19 protein-coding genes and 1 tRNA gene are annotated in these 20,464 nt (G+C 43.1%); 16 read left to right on the top strand and 4 right to left on the bottom strand.

Going from position 1 to position 20,464, the window contains the following annotated elements; genetic code table 11:
• Positions 1 to 2: 2 nt before the first annotated feature.
• On the top strand, positions 3 to 632 hold the full coding sequence (locus tag V7S74_RS10395) for a VTT domain-containing protein (protein ID WP_406778695.1): 630 nt from the start codon (positions 3 to 5) through the stop codon (positions 630 to 632).
• A 1-nt stretch (position 633) separates the two neighbouring features.
• The gene (locus tag V7S74_RS10390; RefSeq protein WP_406778694.1) at positions 634 to 1,392 is read left to right on the top strand and encodes a shikimate dehydrogenase family protein; all 759 of its coding nucleotides are present in this window, start codon (positions 634 to 636) and stop codon (positions 1,390 to 1,392) included.
• Here the strand turns inward: V7S74_RS10390 and V7S74_RS10385 are convergent.
• On the bottom strand, positions 1,389 to 1,892 hold the full coding sequence (locus tag V7S74_RS10385; RefSeq protein WP_395618129.1) for a phosphoribosyltransferase family protein: 504 nt from the start codon (positions 1,890 to 1,892) through the stop codon (positions 1,389 to 1,391). The two genes, V7S74_RS10390 and V7S74_RS10385, sit on opposite strands and share 4 nt — an antisense overlap.
• Positions 1,893 to 1,989: 97 nt before the next feature.
• Between V7S74_RS10385 and V7S74_RS10380 the strand changes: the two genes are divergently transcribed.
• The gene (locus V7S74_RS10380) at positions 1,990 to 2,538 is read left to right on the top strand and encodes a YcxB family protein (protein ID WP_406778693.1); all 549 of its coding nucleotides are present in this window, start codon (positions 1,990 to 1,992) and stop codon (positions 2,536 to 2,538) included.
• 1 nt (position 2,539) lies between these two features.
• Positions 2,540 to 2,953 (top strand): Holliday junction resolvase RuvX, encoded by a 414-nt coding sequence (gene ruvX, locus V7S74_RS10375; protein ID WP_406778692.1) that lies wholly within the window; start codon positions 2,540 to 2,542, stop codon positions 2,951 to 2,953.
• Positions 2,954 to 2,979: 26 nt separating this feature from the next.
• On the opposite strand, the gene V7S74_RS10370 is transcribed toward ruvX, so the two are convergent.
• Complete coding sequence (locus V7S74_RS10370; protein WP_406778691.1) at positions 2,980 to 3,807, bottom strand: phytanoyl-CoA dioxygenase family protein; 828 nt, start codon at positions 3,805 to 3,807, stop codon at positions 2,980 to 2,982.
• A 151-nt stretch (positions 3,808 to 3,958) separates the two neighbouring features.
• On the opposite strand from V7S74_RS10370, the gene V7S74_RS10365 reads away from it, so the two are divergent.
• The 9 genes from V7S74_RS10365 to V7S74_RS10325 all read left to right on the top strand — a co-directional run bounded on the left by V7S74_RS10365 (position 3,959) and on the right by V7S74_RS10325 (position 11,021).
• On the top strand, positions 3,959 to 4,804 hold the full coding sequence (locus V7S74_RS10365) for a hypothetical protein (RefSeq protein ID WP_406778690.1): 846 nt from the start codon (positions 3,959 to 3,961) through the stop codon (positions 4,802 to 4,804).
• A 36-nt stretch (positions 4,805 to 4,840) separates the two neighbouring features.
• Positions 4,841 to 5,569 (top strand): transporter, encoded by a 729-nt coding sequence (locus V7S74_RS10360; protein ID WP_406778689.1) that lies wholly within the window; start codon positions 4,841 to 4,843, stop codon positions 5,567 to 5,569.
• Between the two features lie 40 nt (positions 5,570 to 5,609).
• Entirely contained in the window at positions 5,610 to 6,983 is a 1,374-nt protein-coding gene (locus V7S74_RS10355) for a BatD family protein (RefSeq protein WP_406778688.1), read from the top strand.
• Positions 6,984 to 6,987: 4 nt separating this feature from the next.
• Positions 6,988 to 8,079 carry a chorismate synthase gene (gene aroC / locus V7S74_RS10350; protein WP_406778687.1) on the top strand — a complete coding sequence of 364 codons (1,092 nt, stop codon included), beginning with the start codon at positions 6,988 to 6,990 and terminating at the stop codon, positions 8,077 to 8,079.
• Entirely contained in the window at positions 8,076 to 8,516 is a 441-nt protein-coding gene (locus tag V7S74_RS10345; protein ID WP_406778686.1) for a nucleoside deaminase, read from the top strand. The genes aroC and V7S74_RS10345 overlap by 4 nt, the downstream gene beginning before the upstream one ends.
• Before the next feature lie 106 nt (positions 8,517 to 8,622).
• On the top strand, positions 8,623 to 9,234 hold the full coding sequence (locus V7S74_RS10340) for a superoxide dismutase (RefSeq protein WP_406778685.1): 612 nt from the start codon (positions 8,623 to 8,625) through the stop codon (positions 9,232 to 9,234).
• Between the two features lie 90 nt (positions 9,235 to 9,324).
• A tRNA-His gene (locus V7S74_RS10335) sits at positions 9,325 to 9,398 on the top strand.
• A gap of 71 nt (positions 9,399 to 9,469) precedes the next feature.
• Positions 9,470 to 10,108 carry a carotenoid biosynthesis protein gene (locus V7S74_RS10330; RefSeq protein WP_406778684.1) on the top strand — a complete coding sequence of 213 codons (639 nt, stop codon included), beginning with the start codon at positions 9,470 to 9,472 and terminating at the stop codon, positions 10,106 to 10,108.
• 31 nt (positions 10,109 to 10,139) lie between these two features.
• On the top strand, positions 10,140 to 11,021 hold the full coding sequence (locus tag V7S74_RS10325; RefSeq protein ID WP_406778683.1) for a MerR family transcriptional regulator: 882 nt from the start codon (positions 10,140 to 10,142) through the stop codon (positions 11,019 to 11,021).
• On the opposite strand, the gene V7S74_RS10320 is transcribed toward V7S74_RS10325, so the two are convergent.
• Together V7S74_RS10320 and V7S74_RS10315 are read right to left on the bottom strand one after the other, a co-directional pair.
• The gene (locus V7S74_RS10320; protein WP_406778682.1) at positions 11,018 to 12,079 is read right to left on the bottom strand and encodes a mannose-1-phosphate guanylyltransferase; all 1,062 of its coding nucleotides are present in this window, start codon (positions 12,077 to 12,079) and stop codon (positions 11,018 to 11,020) included. The two genes, V7S74_RS10325 and V7S74_RS10320, sit on opposite strands and share 4 nt — an antisense overlap.
• 4 nt (positions 12,080 to 12,083) lie before the next feature.
• Entirely contained in the window at positions 12,084 to 13,115 is a 1,032-nt protein-coding gene (locus V7S74_RS10315) for a DUF3089 domain-containing protein (RefSeq protein ID WP_406778681.1), read from the bottom strand.
• Positions 13,116 to 13,312: 197 nt separating this feature from the next.
• On the opposite strand from V7S74_RS10315, the gene V7S74_RS10310 reads away from it, so the two are divergent.
• From V7S74_RS10310 to V7S74_RS10300, 3 genes are all read left to right on the top strand, one after another.
• Complete coding sequence (locus V7S74_RS10310; RefSeq protein ID WP_406778680.1) at positions 13,313 to 16,195, top strand: TonB-dependent receptor; 2,883 nt, start codon at positions 13,313 to 13,315, stop codon at positions 16,193 to 16,195.
• Between the two features lie 84 nt (positions 16,196 to 16,279).
• The gene (gene uvrA, locus V7S74_RS10305) at positions 16,280 to 19,114 is read left to right on the top strand and encodes an excinuclease ABC subunit UvrA (RefSeq protein ID WP_406778679.1); all 2,835 of its coding nucleotides are present in this window, start codon (positions 16,280 to 16,282) and stop codon (positions 19,112 to 19,114) included.
• A 36-nt stretch (positions 19,115 to 19,150) separates the two neighbouring features.
• Positions 19,151 to 20,464, top strand: coding sequence for a 4Fe-4S dicluster domain-containing protein (locus V7S74_RS10300; protein ID WP_406778678.1), 1,314 nt, complete (start codon positions 19,151 to 19,153; stop codon positions 20,462 to 20,464).

Genomic DNA, 20,464 nt, shown 5'->3' with positions numbered 1-20,464 from the left:
CAATGCTACAGCTTCTTCTTGATCTCTTAAAAGATCCTTTGACTTTTTTGTCTGAATTCATTGCCGCTCATGGCGCATTGACCTACGGTCTTTTGTTCCTGATCGTGTTCGTAGAAACGGGTTTAGTAGTGATGCCCTTTTTACCGGGTGATTCCCTACTATTTTCGGTGGGTTTATTAGCGGCTGCGAGTGGCGAATTATCACTAGCTACCGTGATTCCCTTGTTAATCGGAGCTGCCCTTTTAGGCGATCAGGTAAATTATTTCATCGGAAAATACTTTAGCGGGATCATTCGCGAACGCGAAAAGGTCCTTTTTTTAAAGCGCGAGCATATCGAGGAGACCGAAGCATTTTATGCCAAATACGGCCCTAAAACAGTTATCCTTGCCCGCTTTATTCCGATTGTACGTACAGTTGCCCCTTTCGTAGCGGGTGCTGGACGCATGTCGTATCCGGTCTATTTATTGTACGGCTTTTTAGGGGCGACCCTGTGGGTGAGCAGTATTTCTGCGGCAGGTTATTTCTTAGGAGAAAATGAATTTGTGAAAGCAAATTTCGAAAAAGTGGTCCTAGGTATCGTGGGCGTGTCTGTTTTGCCTATTGTTTGGGGATTGATCACAAAGCGCAAATAAGATGGCTATCTCTCACCTATACGGCCTTATTGGATATCCGCTAGGGCATTCGTTTTCCAAAGCTTATTTCACCGAAAAGTTCGATCAGCTAGGTCTTTCGCAGACACATGCCTACGAGCAATTTCCGATTCCAAGTATCGGAGAATTCAAAGGCATTCTAGCGGCAAACCCGAATCTAAAAGGTTTAAACGTGACCATTCCCTACAAGCAGGCCGTGATGCCTCTTTTAGACGAAATCGATTTAGCGGCTGCTACGATTGGTGCGGTGAATACGATTAAAATCGCTCCCGATGGATATACCCGAGGTTATAATACCGATTATTGGGGATTCCGGACGACGGTGGAGTTTTGGGATAAATTCAAAAACTTCGGATCATTAAAGGCTTGCGTGTTAGGACAAGGTGGCGCTGCGAAGGCGATCATTGTGGCCTTGGAAGATATGGGATTCGAGGTGATCAAGGTTTCCCGTCAAGCATCGGATGAAACGGTAACTTACGAAGCAATGCCTTCACTGATGGAGGAGATCGGTTTAATTGTGAATACAACACCGTTGGGAATGTTTCCAAAAGTGGATGACAAGCCACCCATCCCCTATGAATTACTAAACAAGCAACATTATTTGTACGATATCGTCTACAATCCATTGGAGACCGCTTTTTTAAAGGCCGGATTGGAAAATGGAGTAGGTGGAATCTACACCGGATTAGAGATGTTGCATGGCCAGGCCGATAAGGCTTGGGAAATTTGGCAGAAAAACTAAGCTAAATAAACCCCTCTTTTTGCTGTATCACTCAAGATAACCTGCACATGCTCAGAAAGCGTGGTCGAAAGCTCGTATCCTTTATAGTCCGCAGAAATAGGAAAACGCTTGTAATTCCGATCCACAATTACCGCCACCTGAATACGTTTCACATGCATGCTTAAGAAAGGCGCCAGGCTGTACGAAAAAGTACGTCCTGTATTCAATACGTCGTCAACCACGATTATAACCTTGTTTTCCAACGCATCCGTACCACCTTCGAATTTCACCGGCCGCTCGTAAGGTTGTTCCTTATTCAAATCAATTTTTACGGGGATTGCTTTGATCTTCGAAATGCCTTTGATCTCCTCGCAGAGCATTTCCGCGAACGTAAAACCTTCGCCCACGATTCCCGCTATAACAATTTCCGACTCCTCGAAGTTATTCTCATAGATTTGGAAAGCAATTCTACGGATCTTTTGTAGAAGGGCAGGGCCATCAAGTACTTGTTTAGCGGACATAGCGAATGCTTTAATTCAAATTGTACGCTTTAAAATTACCAAAATTATCCAATTTTCGTACCTTTACGCCTTAATTAGCGTTTAAAATCATTCAATTATGTCTAAAATGTACGGTGCTCAACAGCGCCAAATGCAAGCACCTTCGAATCCTCTAGCCATTAAGACAAAGAAATTTGCCTTAGAAAAAAATAAGTTTGTGGGTTTGTGCATGCGTCAACTTTTCTCGAACCAATGGAAATTTGCGTTCATCCCATTAGCCTTAGTGCTAGGGAATGTGGCTTTGAACCTTACGGGAACCTATAAAAACTACTGGATTTATATTTTTATCGCTGTAGGTGTGATCGGATATATTCTTTTCTGGTTAATTCAATTCACAGGAATCACACAATTAGCACAATACAAGCAACTTTTTGACAAGTACCGTTACGAAATCGATAGCCGCCAAATCTTCATGAAACTTTCAGACAAAGAAGGTGGAATGATTAAATGGGATATGATTTTAGGGGCTTACAAGGATAAAGATGCCTATGTGTTAGAAATGGGTAAATACCAATTCTTGCATTTGCCCTTCAGCGTTTTCAATAACGATAACGACAAGAAATTACTGGATAAGATTCTGCGCGACAAAGGGTATTTAAAAGCCTAAGATGGGTCGTATACTAGCGATTGATTTTGGATTAAAGCGCACGGGTTTAGCGGTCACAGATCCTTTGCAGATTATCGCAAATGGTCTTGAAACGGTTCCTACGCATACTTTATTAGCGTATCTCCAAGCCTATTTTGCAAAAGAGGTGGTTGATCAGGTGGTGATCGGGATGCCTAAAAACCTCGATAACACCGATACGGATTCCACTGCAGGCGTTCGCATTTTCATCAAAAGCTTTCGAAAGAAATTTCCGGAGATACCGCTCGAAGAACACGACGAACGATTCACATCGAAACTCGCCATGCAGGCGATGATTGCGGGTGGCATGTCGAAGAAGGATCGAAGGGAAAAGGGGACAGTCGATCGGGTTTCTGCTACGATTATACTCCAGTCTTATTTAGAGTCTAAAAGCTAAAAGAGCGGCCCGCAGGGCCGCTCTTTTTATTTTGTTACCACCTTCGCGAAGCGGTGATAGAATGGAGTCTTCGATTGGTCTGTTTTCGGTTTGTATTTTCCGGTGATAATCGGAACATACATTACGCGACGGCGAGATTTTTCACCTACATTAGGAGAAACCTCTACGCGATGCCATAAACGACCATCATGAATAGTTAAATCACCTTTTTCAATCTCAAAAGCCGCTTCACGAGGATCAGGCTTGTGATCGATAAATTGTTTTTTGCCAAATAATAATTTCAATACCCCTTGCGTATGAGTTCCTGGTAAAACCCGTAAACCACCATTCGAAGAAGGGCAATTGTCCAGGTGAATACCCACATTTAACATCGGTAGAATTTTTTGTCCTAGGAATAAATCGCGGGGGCTATCTGTATGCCAGCCCATTTGGCTGAATTTAGAATTCTCTTGATTGATGTAATGGTTGAATACAAGACCATCTTTTTCGTCCTCACTGATGCGACCCTCGTAAGGCGCTAATAGCTCGATTAATAATTGCAAGCGTGGGTCTTTCAGTAATTCGGCTAACACGGGGCTGTACTGATTGGTAAAGCACATACGCTGAATCATCGGTTCTCCTGCTACATCTTTTCCAAATTTAAGCGGGATACCTTTTACCTTGTCGATGCCCTCAGCCAGCCATTGCTTCTCTATTTTCGCTAATTCCGAAATGAAAAGGTCCGCCGTTTCAGGTTCGATAAATTTCTTGAATTGAATTACTCCATACTTCTTGAAGTATTCTTTCTGCTCTTCTGTTAGTTTTTCGCCTAACGAGAAGGTTTTGTATTCAAATTTCGCAGATGGTTTTCTCATAAGGTAATGGTAATGAATTCGGGATGCAATTTACGGCAAAGGGAGGGAATTATAGTTATGGCTCTCCTATTTTCTGATGAAAATCAAGTTTTTGGTATATAAAACAGCTAAAAAATGCTGAACTTTGCAGCTTGAATTTTAGAACCAAAAAATGAAAAAAGTCCTATTTTTATTCCTGTTAAGCTCAATCAGTGTTGCATCGTTTTCTCAACAAACGAATAAAAAAGGCTCTTATTATCTGACTTGGGGATATAATCGCTCTAGCTATGCGAATTCGGATATTCGTTTTGTGGGCCCTGGATATGATTTTACGCTTCTAGACGCGAAAGCATCGGATGCACCTACTCCCTTACGTGAATTTAAAACCTATGTGGATCCGGGTCTTTTGAGTATTCCACAGTTTAATTTTCATGCGGGCTATTTTATCAAAGACAATTTATCCATTAGCATTGGTTGGGATCACATGAAATATGTGGTGAATGATGGTCAAACGGTGAAAGTGAATGGATACATTAATGCGCAAACCTCGTCGCCAGCGATCACCGTGGATCCGGCCTATGTGGGGACATTTAGTCAAAATCCGCTCGTTTTAGATCCGGTTAAATTTGTTCACTTAGAACATACGGATGGCTATAATTATGCCTCTATTGAGCTGGAACACCATAATTCGTTGTTCCAAAGTCCGAAAGGTCAATTTGCCATCGATTGGATGCAAGGGGTAGGCATAGGTGCTTTGGTGCCGCGTTCAGATGTACATGTGTTCGGTGTAGGCCAAAACAATTTTTGGAATCTCGCCGGCGGAGGTGCTTCCTTGAAGACGGGATTAAAATTCAATCTTTCTAAATTATTGTTTTTCGAGACTACTGTGAAAACGGGAGCAACGAAATTAATCGATATTCGCACGACGGGTCGTTCGGTTGATCATGCGGAGCAATCCATTTTTTTCGCCGAATTCTACGGGGCGCTTGGATTTACCATAAAAGGTTCTTCTAAATAAATTTTTAGACTAGGCTAAAAATTACTAACTTCGCACATGCTGCTGCGAATCATTCTCCTTTTCTGTTTTCCTTTAGGCCTGTACGCGCAGTCCGTAGGTCGAATTGAGACGGATCGTCCAGATCAAACAGAATGCCCCTTCATCGTTAAAAAGGGGTATTTTCAGGCAGAAATGGGCTTTAATCAGTCCCCGGCAGAAACCCTATTTCCCACTTCTCTTCTCAAAATTGGTCTCACAAAGCGTTTAGAGCTGCGCTATGTTTCCGTGCTCTCTAAAGAGAAAGATCAGGTGACTCGATTTCAAACACAAGCGCTAGGCTTCAAATTTGCCTTGCTCGAGCCTTTGAAGTGGCGTCCCCGAACTTCTGTTATCGTGCACTACAATTGGGATCACCAAAACCGGGATTTCTCTGAAAAAAACTTGCGAGGTCATTCGATCGGCGATGCGGTGTTTACCTTTCAAAATGACCTAAGTGATCGCTTCGGGATTGGCTATAATCTAGGCACGGAATTTCATTCAAATGGATCTTTTGAAGGGATTTATCGCGTGGCGCCTAATATGTTGATCGGGAAGAAAGGCTATGCTTATGTGGAGGTTTTTGGTAGATTTCCAGAATCACCCGATGCGGATCATTCGTTTGATGGCGGTTTCGCCTATTATTTGAATGAGGATCTGAAAGTAGATATATCAGCTGGCCAAAGCTTCACCCGTCCTGAGGAGTATTATTTTGCCTTAGGCCTTTCCTTTCGCCTTCGAATTTTCTAATTCATAAGGCAAAGACTCCCGAATTTCTTAAATTGCAGAAATGAGACGGATTTTCTTTTTCTTCTTTGGGATGATGCTTGCTTTACAGCAAGTGCATGGACAAGCTTCCTTAATTGTAGGGGAGAAGTCGTTTACGCTCGAAGAAAATTTTTCACTATCTTTTGTCATTAAATCTACGAATGCGACCATCGAGGCTCCTGTTTACAAGTTTCCGGAATTACCCGGCTTGCGTAAATTAGGCGTTTCGCGTTCGAAAGCCACGGAAATTCAAAACGGAGAGCCCATTTACTTCTTTACCTATTCTCAATATTACCAAGCCGCTAATCCTGGGTCCTTGCTCATTCCTCCTGCTGAGGTAGTTGTGAATCAGCAATCCTTAAAAACGGAGGGATTTGCCTTGCAGGTCAGTCCATCAGAGCAAAAAGAAGAGGTAGTAGAAGAAACAAAAGCCCAAATCGAGGACCTCTTCAAAGGCCAAAACTCCCTCTTTCTAGCCGTCACCTCCACGCAAATTCAACCTTTTGTGGGGCAGGGTTTCACCTTAAAGTTCTCATTGTTCATTCCGGATGATAATGTGACACGCTACAGTTTTGACCGAAATGATATCCAAATTCCTGCATTGATTCAGAAAATTAGACCGAAGAACTGCTGGGAAGAAAGTTTTGGATTACAGGAAGTGAAGGTCTCGAAGGTGGTATACAAGAATAAAAAATACACCGAATACCGCTTCTTTCAGTCTACCTATTTTGCGCTCGATGCAAAAAAGATCGTCATTCCGGCATTGAGTTTACAGCTTTTAAAGAACACCGAGAAAGTGGTATTCACCTCAAAGCCTTTCGTCATTAGCCCGAAAGAATTGCCCAATCATCCCTTAAAAGGCAAAGTGCCGGTGGGAGATTTCCGTTTAGAAGAAAAAGTATCGAGGAGTCAGGTGCAAACAGGGGATACGATTCGGTATGAATCTAGCGTGATTGGTGACGGGAATAGTATTCTGTGGGAGGCGAAACAAACGGAGTCGGATTACTTTTTGAATTTTTTCCACCTCAGTACCCAAAGCTCCGTTTTTCCTTACGGTGATAAAATGTTAGGGAATAAAACAGAGAAAATACTGATAATTCCGTCGCAACCGGGTAAATTTGCACTGAAATCCTATTTTAATTGGATCTACTTTAATACCCGCACGGCCGCCTACGACACCTTACGTTCTGAGGCGATGCTAGAGGTCAGTGGTCAGCCATCGGATCTGGTTTTGAATACACAGTCAGAGTCGATGTTGTTGTATCGCGGAATAGAAAAGCTGGCAGCAGATAAAGTGATTGATTATCGTTGGATTGATTGGAAACAGATTTTTAATGCTTTTTTAGGGCTGGTTTTACTCTGGCTTTTCTTTTTGATACTTAAGGCCAAAAAATAACAGTATGGGTAGCATTTACGGTAAAATATTTCAAATAAGTACCTTCGGTGAGTCGCATGGCGCAGCGGTGGGCGTGGTCGTAACCGGATGTCCGGCAGGTGTAGATTTTGATCTGGATTTTATCCAATCCGAATTAGATCGCCGCAAACCGGGTCAGTCCCGCATTACTACTCAACGCAAAGAGGCGGATTCAGTAGAAGTGGTTTCGGGTGTTTTTGAAGGGAAAACGACGGGAACCCCGATCGCGATGTTGGTTTGGAATGGTGATCAACGTTCGAAAGATTATTCGCATATCGCGGATCAATTCCGTCCTTCACACGCTGATTTTACCTACCAAGAAAAATATGGCCTTCGTGATTACCGCGGAGGTGGCCGCAGTTCAGCGAGAGAAACAGTGGCGCGCGTGGCGGCTGGGGCTTTGGCCAAATTAGTTTTACAACAATTAGGAGTTAAAATTACTGCCTACGTTTCGCAAGTAGGCACCTTGAAATTAACGACTCCAGTTGAACAATTAGATTTAGCGGTAGCGGAAACAAACGCTGTGCGTTGTCCAGACGCAAAATTAGCGGAGGAAATGTTCACCTACATTGATGATATTCGCAAGCAAGGCGACTCCGTAGGAGGTGTCGTTTCTGCCTACATCACGGGTTGCCCGGTTGGTTTAGGCGAGCCTGTTTTCGACAAACTACATGCGGAATTAGGCAAGGCGATGTTAAGCATCAATGCCGTGAAAGGCTTTGAATATGGTTCTGGGTTCGATGGCGTCGAATTACGCGGTTCTCAGCACAACGATATTATTGTGAAAGATGAAGCGGGTAAAGTAAGTACTTTGACGAATCATTCAGGAGGTATTCAAGGCGGAATTTCGAATGGAGAACCTATTTATTTCCGAGTTGGATTCAAGCCAGTGGCCACGATTATGCAAGATCAGGATAGTTTGAACAATTCTGGCGAGAAGATTGTTGTATCTGGCAAAGGTCGTCACGATCCTTGTGTAGTGCCTCGCGCCGTACCTATTGTGGAGGCCATGTCAGCTATCGTGTTATTAGATTTTTACTTGCGAAATCGCTTGACAAAATTAGTTGACGTTCTATGATTCCAAACGAGGATGAATATTATATGAGTCTCGCGCTGAAACAGGCGGAGCGAGCATTAGAGGAAGAAGAGATTCCAGTAGGAGCTGTGGTGGTTTGTCAAGGTAAGATTGTGGCGAAAGCTTACAACCAAACCGAGATTTTGACAGACGTTACCGCTCATGCTGAAATGCTAGCAATCACCTCTGCCGCCCAAACCATCGGCGCCAAGTATTTGAAAGATTGCACCTTGTATGTGACGTTAGAGCCCTGCCTGATGTGTGCCGGAGCCATTTATTGGTCACAACTTGGACGATTAGTGTTCGGTGCTTCAGAAGAGAAGCGCGGATTTGAAAAAATTGGAAATAAAATTTTGCACCCGAAGACAGAAATTGTTCGGGGTGTTTTAGCACATGAATCAGAACAACTGCTGAAGGAGTTCTTTTCCATGAGACGCTAACAAAATGGTAAATGGTAAATGGTGAATGGTAAATGAATCACCTCCATTCACCATTTACCATTCACCATTTATTTTAACATTCAATTCACCATTTAAATTACATACTATGTCATTTACATTAGCCCCATTACCTTATGCAAATAATGCGCTAGAGCCGCATTTCGACGCATTAACGATGGAAATCCACCACGATCGTCACCACAATGCGTATGTGACGAATTTGAACGCAGCGGTAGCTGGAACGGAATTAGAAGGAAAGTCTTTGGAAGAATTATTCACTTCTATCTCTAAATTATCACCAGCAGTTCGTAATAACGGTGGTGGTCACTTTAACCACGATTTATTCTGGAATATCTTATCACCAAACGGTGGAGGTGCGCCAGTAGGCACGTTAGCAAAAGCAATCGATGCGAAATTCGGTTCTTTTGATGCGTTTAAAGAAGAATTTAAAAAAGCAGGTTTAACTCGCTTCGGTTCAGGCTGGGCTTGGTTAGTGGCACAAAAAGATGGTTCAGTAGCGGTTTCAAGCACACCGAACCAAGATAATCCTTTAATGGATGTGGCTGACGTGAAAGGTTTTCCGGTGATCGGTTTAGATGTGTGGGAGCACGCATACTATTTGAAATTCCAAAACAAGCGTCCAGATTACATCGACGCATTTTGGAGCGTAGTAGACTGGAACAAAGCGGAAGCGCGTTATTTAGCTGCTCAGAAATAAGAGGAGAAGCGGGAGGATGAAAATTCTCCCGTTTTTTTCGGCTTTCTTTTGCAATATTGGAAGCTTTGCGTATTTTTGCAGTCCCAAATGGCGGTTGTAGCTCACTCGGTTAGAGCACTGGTTTGTGGTACCAGGGGTAGTGGGTTCGAATCCCATCATCCGCCCAAAATGCCTCAGTAGAAATGCTGGGGCATTTTTTGTTATTTTTCTCTACATTTGTGTAGAAAATGATCGCATGAATCCTGTATTTCTAAAACGTTTCCTGATTGTCCTTTATGCAGCTGGTTTAATCGGTATGCATTTGCCTGTAACAGCAGCCCTATTTACGTCTTTAGTACCTTTGACGCTTTGGTTTACCGCCTTTATTTGTGTGGTCTATTTCCCCAAACCTTCTTTTCAAGCCTACCTTTTTCTTGCCATTGTCGCGGTATCTGCCTGGTTTTTAGAGGTACAAGGGGTGAGAACGGGTAAAATTTTTGGGGTTTATTCCTATGGAAAGACTTTAGGTTTTCAAGTGTTGAAAGTGCCCTTAACCATAGGCCTGAATTGGCTGGTGCTTTTATTAGCCACGAGCGCGTTAGTGGAGGAGTGGAACATAGCCGGTAAAATTAGTAAAGCTGCCATTGGAGCAGGATTGATGACCGCACTTGATTTCTTAATTGAGCCGGTCGCGGTACATTTCGATTTCTGGACTTGGGCAGGAGTTCAAGTGCCTGCGCAGAATTTTATTGCGTGGTGGATGGCTTCTTTTTTCTTTCATTTGGCCTATCAAAATACGCCATTCCCGGCTAAATCAAGCCTTTTTAGGCTAATTGCGGCCTTGCAGTTCCTGTTCTTTTTAGGGCATTGGCTACTTCTTCAAATTAATTCGTAAACATTTTTTCAACTCGGATGTTAACAAGGAGATGAATGTCTACTCGATAAAGGATTTAGAAAATTTTAGCGGTATAAAAGCCCATACGATTCGTATTTGGGAGCAGCGCTACCATTTGCTTCAACCCACTCGAACAGAGACAGGTATCAGGACCTACACGGACACTGATCTGAAACGTATTTTGAATATCGCCACCCTTCAAAACAAGGGAGGAATTAAAATATCTAAAATTGCGGAGTTAACCGAAGCAGAGGTTTCTGAAAAAATCCTTCAGTTATCTGGTGGCGAATTAGATTTCCCAGAGCATATTCAGGCCCTGACGGTAGCCATGATGGATTTAGATGAGTACCGTTTTCAAGAATTGACTCAAATCATTACGGACACTTACGGTTTTGAGAACTACATGCTTCGCGTTATTTATCCTTTCCTAACGCGTTTAGGTACCTTGTGGCTCTCGGGTTCAGTCGGTCCTGCACAAGAGCATTTCATCACCCACTTAATTCGCCAAAAAATCATCTCTGCCATCGATTCTCAGATGGCAAAGCCGAAGCCAGGCGCGAAAAAGTTTTTGCTTTATTTACCAGAAGGAGAGCTACATGAAATTGGGTTATTATTTGCGAGTTATTTAATCCGTGCTCGCCAGCATTCAGCAGTTTACTTAGGGCAGTCACTCCCTTTCGATGAACTTTGTTTGGCCTACGAAATACACCAGCCAGATTATGTGTTCAGCGTGTTTACGACCGAACCCTCCCAAGACGTGATGCATGATTACCTGCTTCAACTAGATCAGCATTTACCGGATGCGCAAATTTTGTTGACGGGTTATAATGTCTTGCACAGTGCTGAGCCGGTACCCGCGAGAATTCAACTTATTTGGGATTTCAACTCACTAATTGAGTTAATCGAAGCCTAACTGAAACTGGAGTCTAATTTCGTTGCGTCTTCCACAAACTGCTTCACTTGTTGTTCCTGGTCTTTTGGACAAATCATTAACACATTACCGTGTTCCGCCACGATGTAATTAGATAAACCGTGAATCACGACTAATTTATCTTTCGGAGCTTTGATGATGCAATCCTCCGTTTCGTATAACATGACCTTCGCATCCACCGCATTTTGCTTCTCGTCTTTTTCGTTAATCTCATGTAAAGACTTCCAGGTCCCTAGATCGGACCAACCGATATCGGCCAAAATCACTTTTACTTCACGCGCTTTCTCCATTACGCCATTATCCATCGAAATGCTTTTGCAAACCGCGTAGACCTTGCGAATAAATTCGGGTTCTTCTGGGGTATAATAAAAGGCACGACCCTCCTCAAACTGCTCTGCCAGACGCGAAAGGTGTTTCGTTAACTCCTGTTTGAACGTAGGGATAGCGAAGACGAAAAGTCCCGCATTCCAAACGTAATCGCCACTCTCTAAAAAGGCCTCCGCTAATTCTAAGTTAGGCTTCTCCGTGAAGGTCTTTACCGTTTTAGCTGTTTGCGTTGAATCTTGGTATTGAATATAACCATAGCCAGTGTCAGGACGTGTGGGAACAATGCCCAAAGTGACTAAAACCGGTTCTTTCGCCGCCTCTAATGCTTCGTTAACGCGTGCTTTGAATGCCTCCTCTTTTAATATGACATGGTCAGCCGGAGCCACGATTAATTTAGCTTTCGGGTGCTTTTTGCTGATTTTATAGGCAGCGTAAGCGATACAAGGGGCTGTATTTTTACGTTGCGGTTCTCTTAAGATTTGATCCGGACTTAAATACGGTAATTGTTCTTGAACAATTCCCGCAAATTCATCGCTTGTAACCACATAGATATTTTCTGGAGCGACAATACCTTCGAAACGCTCAGCAGTTTGCTGGAGCATTGTTTTTCCCACGCCTAGAACGTCGTGGAATTGCTTCGGATAATTACTTCTGGAGATGGGCCAAAATCGGGTTCCGATTCCGCCCGCCATGATGACAAGGCAAGTAGGCATAGTATTATTTTTGGCTAAGAAACGTCTCTACACGGTGTACAGCGTTTTCCCGAATGTTCTGGTAAAATAAATTAATGTCGGCTTTGTGCCAGTTTTTTAATTTGACAAAACTACGACCCGGTACGTAAGGGGTGTTCGTCCACAAAAGGCCTTGGTGATTCTGCGCATCCGCAAACTGTTTGACATACTTAAACCCATACGATACGCCGCCTAGATTTTTTTCTTTCGAAGCAAAATTCTCATCTAATGACCATGTCAATGGATTAACGGAAGCTAAATCGGTTACTGTTCCCGGGTGCCAGGGCGGTAAATAGCCTTGTAAAAAAGTAGTATAGGCTACAAAACAGCCCGTTTGACTAGGGTTAGCACAAACCGGGATATTAGTAAAAGTGTTTTTAGGGGTCGCAATTCCGATGATATAGGCTGCCACTAATTGTTTGCCTAATTCTTTTCCGTCAAAATATTCTTTCAATAAACGGGTCGCATGGACTGTACCTTGGCTGTGACCTGCAATAATAATAGGACGTCCGTTATTGTGATGAGCTAAATAATAGTCAAAGGCTCTTTTTACATCTGAATAGGCAACCTCCAAGGCGGCGTCTTTGTCCTCTTTATATTCCGTTACAAAAGCTTGGTAATGCGCTTGGCGATAGCGTGGTGCAAAAATTCTACCCGCAGCATTGAAGGCGGTGGCTTGATTCAAAATGGTGGAGCTATCTACTCGCACGTTTAATGCAGCATCGGTCACCGATGCATTCCAAACATATTCATTCTCCGGTTTGTAGGTTAATATAGTTGGGTGGATGAAAAACACATCTGCTTTTGCATTCGCCTGACCATCGCTGAAACCAGACTTCTTTGGAACTAGGTCAGCGGCATCAAATCGATTCGGTAAAGCGGACCAAGAGGCCGGATCTGCATAGTCTGCGGCAGCTGGCACAGGAGCGTCTTTCCATCTAGTAGTCAAGACATAAGGTGTCTGGTTGCTGGCGCAAGCGCTCAGTAAAAGTAAGGAAACAAATACAACGGCTCTCATAGAGGAAATTTATGTACAAAGCTACTAGTTTAATCCTCCTTTTTAAAATAAAATGATTGAGCGGTAAGCTAGATTAAATTATTTTCGGAAAAATTAGTAATTTTTTAATACCACTTAGTGCTTGATAAGTAAATCTTCTTTATTTTTGTTGTAATTCGAGTACCTAAAAACAAATTGTGTCATTAAAAACACCCATTATGAAAAAAATTGTACAACAGATTTTACCTAGCCTAGCGCTTATTCTGTTCTTAAGTGCTTCTGCATTTGCTCAGACTAAGTTAGGTGGAAAGGTAATGGATGCAGATTCTAAAGAGCCATTAATTGGTGTTAGTATCGGAGTAAAAGGAGCTGTAACTGGAACTATTTCAGATGCAAAAGGTAACTTTTCATTATCTACTAACAAAGCAGGCGCCCTAACAATCGTAGTTTCGATGGTAGGATATGAGCGTCAAGAAATTCCCGTTAAAGGAAATAAAACAGATTTTCAAATTGCTTTAAAAGAGCAATCCTTCTTAGCTCAAGATGTAGTTGTTTCTGCTTCTCGTGTGGAGGAAAGCGTTATGCAATCTCCAGTTTCTGTAGAGCGTATGGATATTCGTGCCATTCGTGAGACTCCAGCAGCTTCTTTTTACGATGCGATGCGTAACATCAAAGGCGTAGAGGTAAGTTCGCAATCGGTGTCTTTCTCGTCTATCGGTATGCGTGGATTTAATAGCAATGGTAACGTACGTGTCGTTCAAATGATCGACGGTATGGATAACCAAGCACCAGGTTTGAACTTCTCCGTAGGAAATATCGTAGGTATCTCTGAATTAGATTTACAATCAGTGGATTTATTGCCAGGTGCAGCTTCGGCTTTATATGGTCCTAATGCAATCAATGGTATCATCCTAATGGATTCGAAATCACCTTTCTTATTCCAAGGCTTATCTGCTCAAGTGAAAACGGGAGCGATGTATGCGAGCAACCGTACGGAGGCAACGACACCTTATGGTGATATTTCGATTCGTTATGCAAAAGCATTCAATAATAAGTTAGCTTTCAAGTTAAACTTTAATCAATTGAGTGCAGAAGATTGGCAAGCAACAGATACACGTGACCAATCTTTATTAAATGGAACGGTATTAGGTGCAGGTTCTCGTGGAACTAACTTAGCTTATAATGGTGTAAGTGTGTATGGTGATGAGACAAATGCAAATATGTTATCTTCTTTACGTCCATTATTAGGCGTTCCAACAAATCCATTAACAGCAGGTATTAATTCTATTTCTGCTGCTACTGGTGGTTTATTAACTCCAGCGGCTATCTTAGGTTACATTGTACCTAACGTGAACATTTCTCGTGAAGGTTATGCAGAGCGGGATATTTCTTCTTATGCAAACCGTAACATCAAGTTTAACGCAGCTTTACACTACCGTTTTAACGATAAGGTTGAATTGATTTTACAAGGATCTTATGGCCAAGGTACAACGATGTACACAGGTGCTGATCGTTACTCGATCAAGAACTTCTCAATGGGTCAATACAAGGCAGAGTTAAAGGGTTCTAACTTCTTCGTTCGCGCTTATACGACACAAGAGAATTCTGGTGATGCGTATGCAACAGGAACTTTAGGTCAGTTAGTGAACGAAGTGGCTAAGCCATCTACGGCTTGGTACCCAGAGTATTTCTCTACGTTTGCAGGATTAGCTTTGACAAACTTTGGAACGGTATTACAAACAAACCTTTTAAAGGGTGTGGCACCAGCTTCAGCAGTAGGTTTAGCTGTAGCTAGTACACAATCTTCATTCCCTTTCTACCATGGTACAGCTCGTGCGAAGGCAGATGTGGGTCGTTTAGTTCCAGGTACTGCTGGATTTAACGCGGCAGTAGAGGCGATTAAAGCGAAAGCATTACCTCAAGGTGCTAAGTTTACAGATAAGTCAGCTCTTTACCACTTAGAGGGTATGTATAACTTGACTGAGAAATTGAATAACAAAGTAGAATTGATCGTAGGTGCAAACTTCCGTCAATATGCCTTGAACTCAGAAGGAACTTTATTTGCTTTAACGGATGATGGAAAAGAGTTCTCTATCAACGAGTACGGTGCGTATGCACAAGCATCTAAGAAATTCTTTGCGGATCATTTCAAAGTAACAGGTTCACTTCGTTTTGATAAGAACGAAAACTTTAAAGGCGTATATAGCCCACGTATTTCAGGTGTGTATACGCAAGGAACGTCTAACTTCCGAGTTTCTGCTCAGACAGGTTTCCGTATCCCTACGACACAAGATCAATACATTAACTTGTTAACACCATCTGCTCGTTTACTTGGTGGTTTAGCTGTAGTTCAAGATCGTTACAAGTTATCTGGTAACTCGTATACGTTACAATCTGTGTTAGCCAATCAAACGGATCCTACGAAGTGGGTGACTTACAAGTCAAAAGAGTGGAAGCCAGAGCAGGTTCAAACATATGAAATCGGTTACAAAGGAATGATTACTCCTAAGATGTTAGTTGATTTCTATGCTTACCAATCTAACTTCACTAACTTCTCTGCTGGTCAAGTAGTAGCTCAGCCTAGCACGACTTTAGCAGGTACATTGAACTACTTCTCATTCCCATCTAATGTGGATAACGAAGTGGTAACCAATGGTTGGGGCTTAGGTATCGATTACGATTTAGGAAAGCGTTGGTCTCTAGGATCTAACGTATCTTATAACGCTGTTAAAGATGCAGGTGGTTTATCTAACTACCAATTAGGCTTCAATACGCCTGAATACCGTACAAACGTTTCTTTAGGAAACCGTAACATCGGAAATTCGGGTTGGGGCTTTAACGCAACTTGGAGATACCAAGATCAGTTTGTTTGGCAATCATCATTCGTAAACCAAGTGGTGAACCAACAACAATTATCGATGATTCCAGCTTTCTCTACATTAGATATGCAAGTAAGCAAGAAGGTGTCTGAGATTAAGTCAATCATCAAAGTAGGTGGTACAAACTTAGGTGGCGTTGCTTATACAACTGGTTGGGGTAACCCATTAGTGGGCAGCATTTACTATGTGAGCATCACTTTCGACGAATTGTTGAACAAATAAGATTTATTTAAAATTAGTTTGAGGCTGCCCCTTTAAGGGCAGCCTCTTTTTTTGTACCTTTGCGGATCGATCGATTCCCAAACTATGGCTTCAAAAGCATCAGATTCTACCGGATTTTCCCACATTCAAGTGCTGGGTGCACGCGAGCATAATTTAAAGAATATTGACGTTTCCATTCCGCGCAATCAGCTCGTGGTGGTGACGGGTATTTCTGGTTCGGGAAAGTCGTCTTTAGCCTTTGATACGATTTATGCAGAGGGCCAAAGACGCTACATGGAATCCTTCTCCGCCTATGCTCGTTCCTTCCTTGGAAACATGGAACGCCCGGACGTAGACAAGATCGAAGGACTTTCCCCCGTAATCTCCATCGAACAAAAGACCACTTCTAAAAACCCCCGCTCTACGGTAGGTACGACTACCGAAATCTACGATTTCTTGCGTCTACTTTATGCCCGTGCTGGGGAAGCCTTTTCTTACCTATCAGGAGAGAAAATGGTCAAGCAGTCAGTCGATCAAATCATTGAAACCTTATTAACTCAATTCAATAAAGGCAAAGTCGTTTTGCTTGCACCCGTAGTCAAAGGTCGTAAAGGGCATTACCGAGAATTATTCGTGCAAATTGCGAAGTGGGGATATACGAAGGTGCGGATTGACGGGGAAATAATGGACATCGAACCGAAGATGCAGGTCGATCGTTTCAAAGTACACGATATCGAAATCGTAGTGGATCGTTTAGTGGTGACGGAAGACGAACGTTTACGTTTGTCCCAAAGCCTACAAACCGCCATGAACCAAGGCAAAGGGCAAGTGTATGTCCTGGATGCCAAAGATAAATTACATTACTTCTCGCAGACCTTAATGGATCCAGCGACAGGTTTGTCTTACGACGAACCCGCACCGAATACCTTTTCTTTTAACAGTCCTTACGGGGCTTGCCCTTGTTGCAATGGCCTAGGTGTGGTGGAAGAAATCACAGAAGATTCGGTCATTCCGGATCGCTCTCTAAGTATCATTCGGGGTGCCATTGCACCGATCGGGGAATACCGGGAGTTGTGGATTTTCAAACAATTGGAAGTTTTATTGAAGCCATTTAAAGTAGGTCTTTCTACTCCCATTGCGAAGTTTCCTGCGGAGGCCGTTGAATTAATGCTCTATGGTTCTGAGGAACCAGTGGCGGTGCCTTCGAAGAAATACGAGGGGACGGAGTGGAATACGAAATACGATGGGATTGTTAATTTCTTGAAGCGCCAGCAGGAGTCAGGTTCGGAGAAGACGCAGGACTGGTTGAAGGATTTTATGATCATCAAGAAATGTCCAGAATGCGACGGATATCGATTGAAGAAAGAATCTTTGCACTTCCGCATTGCAGATAAGCACATTGGTCAATTAGCCCAAATGGACATCAACGAACTAGAGGCCTGGTTCTCAGATGTGGAAACGCGGATGAGCGATCGCCAGCAGCAGATCGGGGTGGAAGTGTTGAAGGAAATCAGAAAACGGGTAGGTTTTTTGACCCAAATTGGCTTGACCTATTTGACGCTAGATCGACCGATGAAGAGTCTGTCGGGTGGAGAGGCGCAACGTATTCGTCTAGCAACGCAAATAGGAACTCAACTCGTGGGTGTTCTGTATATCATGGATGAACCGAGTATCGGTTTGCACCAGCGTGATAATGAGAAATTGATTCAGGCGTTGAAAGATTTGCGCGATTTAGGTAATTCGGTCTTAGTCGTGGAACACGACAAGGACATGATGCTGGAGTCGGATTATATCTTGGATATTGGGCCGGGTGCTGGACGCCATGGAGGTAATGTGGTAGGTTCGGGTACACCAGCTGAGTTTTTGAAATTAAAGACACCTACGGCGGCCTATTTAAATGGAGCACTGGAGATTTCAATTCCTGCCGTTCGCCGCAAAGGCAATGGTTTGACTATTGAATTGAAAGGGGCGACTGGAAATAATTTGAAGAACGTGTCGGTGAAATTGCCTTTGGGTACTTTAACCGTCGTAACAGGTGTTTCAGGTTCTGGAAAATCGACCTTGATTCATGATACCTTGGTGTTGAAATTGAAGCAGCATTTCGATCGCACGAAGCGCGATGCGATGCCGCATAAAGCCATTACGGGATTAGAGAATATCGATAAGGTGATCGAAGTGGACCAAAGTCCCATCGGTCGCACCCCTCGCTCGAATCCGGCAACTTATACAAATATGTATAGCGATATTCGTACGCTGTATTGTGAATTGCCAGAGTCGAAAATTCGGGGTTACAAGGCAGGTCGTTTTAGCTTCAATGTGAAGGGCGGTCGTTGTGAAGGTTGCGAAGGGGCCGGTCGCAAAAAGATTGAGATGGAGTTCTTGCCAGATGTTTTAGTGGAATGCGAGACTTGTAAAGGAAAGCGTTTTAATCGAGAAACATTAGAAGTTCGCTTTAAAGGAAAATCGATTTCGGATGTGTTGGATATGACGGTAGAGCAGGCTTTGGAATTCTTCGAAAACCAACCACGCATATTCCGCCGGGTGCAGACTTTATCCGAAGTAGGTTTGGGATACATCACCTTAGGACAACACGCAACAACTCTTTCTGGAGGTGAAGCACAGCGTGTGAAACTAGCCGAAGAATTATCGAAAAAAGATACGGGTAAAACACTTTATGTGTTAGATGAACCGACGACCGGATTACACTTCCAAGATGTCCGCTTGCTTTTAGATGTATTACAGAAATTAGTCGATAAGGGAAATACGGTCTTGATCATCGAACACAATATGGATGTGATCAAAGTGGCCGATTACCTGATCGATATGGGTCCAGAAGGAGGGAATGCGGGTGGTCAGTTGATCGCGAGCGGAACCCCGGAGCAGATTGCGAAAGAGAAAAATAGTCACACGGGACGCTTTTTGAAAAAGGAATTATCGTAGAATTTTTATTACATTTATGTAATTTCTACATCAACGATGAACTACTTGCCTCAACTACTATTTATCGCCCTTTTAGGGGGAATGGCGTATGTGATTTATCAGCGTTTCTCGCTTATTATTCAAACCATTCGTCTTGCCAGACCAGTTGAATTACATGACCAGCCTTCGGAGCGATTTAAGCGCATGGCGTTGTTAGCTTTCGGTCAAAAAAAGATGTTCTCCAAGCCCATCGTCGGCTTCTTTCACTTCCTGATTTATATCGGTTTTGTGTTAATTAATATCGAGGTATTGGAGATAGTACTGGATGGAATTTTAGGAACCCATCGCTTGTTTGCTCCTTTCTTGGGCTCTTTTTACACGGGTTTATTAAACTTTTTTGAAATTTTAGCAGCAGGTGTTTTTGTAGCGTGTGTCTTCTTTTTTCTGCGTCGGGGTGTGTTTCGAATCCGTCGTTTACAGGCTTCGAATCACCAGGAATTAGCCGGTTTTCCTGTAAAAGACGCCTATCAAATTCTACTTATCGAGGTCGTTTTAATGGGGGCCTTGTGGGCGATGAATGGGGCAGATGCCGTATTGCAAACGCGTGGAGTGGAGCATTACCTTCCCGTGGGATCCTTTGTTATTTCGGGTTCATTGATGCCTCTTTTCGAAACATTTTCTACCGGATCACTCGTTCTACTCGAGCGTGGAGCCTGGTGGTTTCACATCGCCGGAATTCTAGCCTTTGCCTTGTATGTGACGTATTCGAAACACCTGCATATTTTCTTTGCTTTCCCTTCCGCCTATTTCTCTAGTTTAGAATCATCGTCGAAGATGTCTGCTATGCCTTCGGTGACACATGAAGTGAAGTTGATGTTAGGTCAGCCGGTAGAGGAGCAGGCGGCTAGTGCGGCGAAGTTTGGAGCGAAAGATGTGATGGATTTGACCTGGAAGAACGCATTGGATGCGTATTCTTGCACGGAATGTGGTCGTTGTACAGAACAATGTCCAGCAAACCAAACCGGCCGCGCACTTTCCCCTCGCAAAATCATGATGGATACCCGTGATAGACTAGAGGAAGTAGGGGGTATTTTGAAAGCGAATAAAGGCACTTTTGTGGAAGATGGGAAATCTTTATTTGATCGAATATCTGCCGAAGAATTACGCGCTTGTACCTCTTGTCAGGCTTGTGTGGAGGCCTGTCCGATGGAGCTGTCGCCTTTGAGTATTATTTTAGAGATGCGTCGTTTTCAGATTATGGAATTATCGGATGCACCTGGTGCGTGGAATGCCATGTTTGCAAACGTAGAAACAAACCAAAGTCCGTGGAAATTTAATCCGGCCTATCGTCTGAATTGGGCTAAAGAATAA

Origin of the sequence: Aquirufa novilacunae, assembly GCF_045310505.1 — a bacterium.
GTDB lineage: Bacteria > Bacteroidota > Bacteroidia > Cytophagales > Spirosomataceae > Aquirufa > Aquirufa novilacunae.
The sequence above is the reverse complement of the archived record's forward strand: the minus strand, read 5'-3'. Positions and strand labels throughout refer to the sequence as shown.

Bases quoted from the DNA above. Each gene is read 5' to 3' on its own strand.
- V7S74_RS10385 (WP_395618129.1), bottom strand. From the start codon at position 1,892: ATGTCCGCTAAACAAGTACTTGATGGCCCTGCCCTTCTACAAAAGATC.
- V7S74_RS10360 (WP_406778689.1), top strand. From the start codon at position 4,841: ATGCTGCTGCGAATCATTCTCCTTTTCTGTTTTCCTTTAGGCCTGTAC.
- aroC (WP_406778687.1), top strand. From the start codon at position 6,988: ATGGGTAGCATTTACGGTAAAATATTTCAAATAAGTACCTTCGGTGAG.
- V7S74_RS10365 (WP_406778690.1), top strand. From the start codon at position 3,959: ATGAAAAAAGTCCTATTTTTATTCCTGTTAAGCTCAATCAGTGTTGCA.
- V7S74_RS10340 (WP_406778685.1), top strand. From the start codon at position 8,623: ATGTCATTTACATTAGCCCCATTACCTTATGCAAATAATGCGCTAGAG.
- uvrA (WP_406778679.1), top strand. From the start codon at position 16,280: ATGGCTTCAAAAGCATCAGATTCTACCGGATTTTCCCACATTCAAGTG.
- V7S74_RS10315 (WP_406778681.1), bottom strand. From the start codon at position 13,115: ATGAGAGCCGTTGTATTTGTTTCCTTACTTTTACTGAGCGCTTGCGCC.
- V7S74_RS10310 (WP_406778680.1), top strand. From the start codon at position 13,313: ATGAAAAAAATTGTACAACAGATTTTACCTAGCCTAGCGCTTATTCTG.
- V7S74_RS10300 (WP_406778678.1), top strand. From the start codon at position 19,151: ATGAACTACTTGCCTCAACTACTATTTATCGCCCTTTTAGGGGGAATG.
- V7S74_RS10355 (WP_406778688.1), top strand. From the start codon at position 5,610: ATGAGACGGATTTTCTTTTTCTTCTTTGGGATGATGCTTGCTTTACAG.
- V7S74_RS10380 (WP_406778693.1), top strand. From the start codon at position 1,990: ATGTCTAAAATGTACGGTGCTCAACAGCGCCAAATGCAAGCACCTTCG.
- V7S74_RS10320 (WP_406778682.1), bottom strand. From the start codon at position 12,079: ATGCCTACTTGCCTTGTCATCATGGCGGGCGGAATCGGAACCCGATTT.
- V7S74_RS10390 (WP_406778694.1), top strand. From the start codon at position 634: ATGGCTATCTCTCACCTATACGGCCTTATTGGATATCCGCTAGGGCAT.
- V7S74_RS10370 (WP_406778691.1), bottom strand. From the start codon at position 3,807: ATGAGAAAACCATCTGCGAAATTTGAATACAAAACCTTCTCGTTAGGC.
- V7S74_RS10345 (WP_406778686.1), top strand. From the start codon at position 8,076: ATGATTCCAAACGAGGATGAATATTATATGAGTCTCGCGCTGAAACAG.
- ruvX (WP_406778692.1), top strand. From the start codon at position 2,540: ATGGGTCGTATACTAGCGATTGATTTTGGATTAAAGCGCACGGGTTTA.
- V7S74_RS10330 (WP_406778684.1), top strand. From the start codon at position 9,470: ATGAATCCTGTATTTCTAAAACGTTTCCTGATTGTCCTTTATGCAGCT.
- V7S74_RS10325 (WP_406778683.1), top strand. From the start codon at position 10,140: ATGAATGTCTACTCGATAAAGGATTTAGAAAATTTTAGCGGTATAAAA.
- V7S74_RS10395 (WP_406778695.1), top strand. From the start codon at position 3: ATGCTACAGCTTCTTCTTGATCTCTTAAAAGATCCTTTGACTTTTTTG.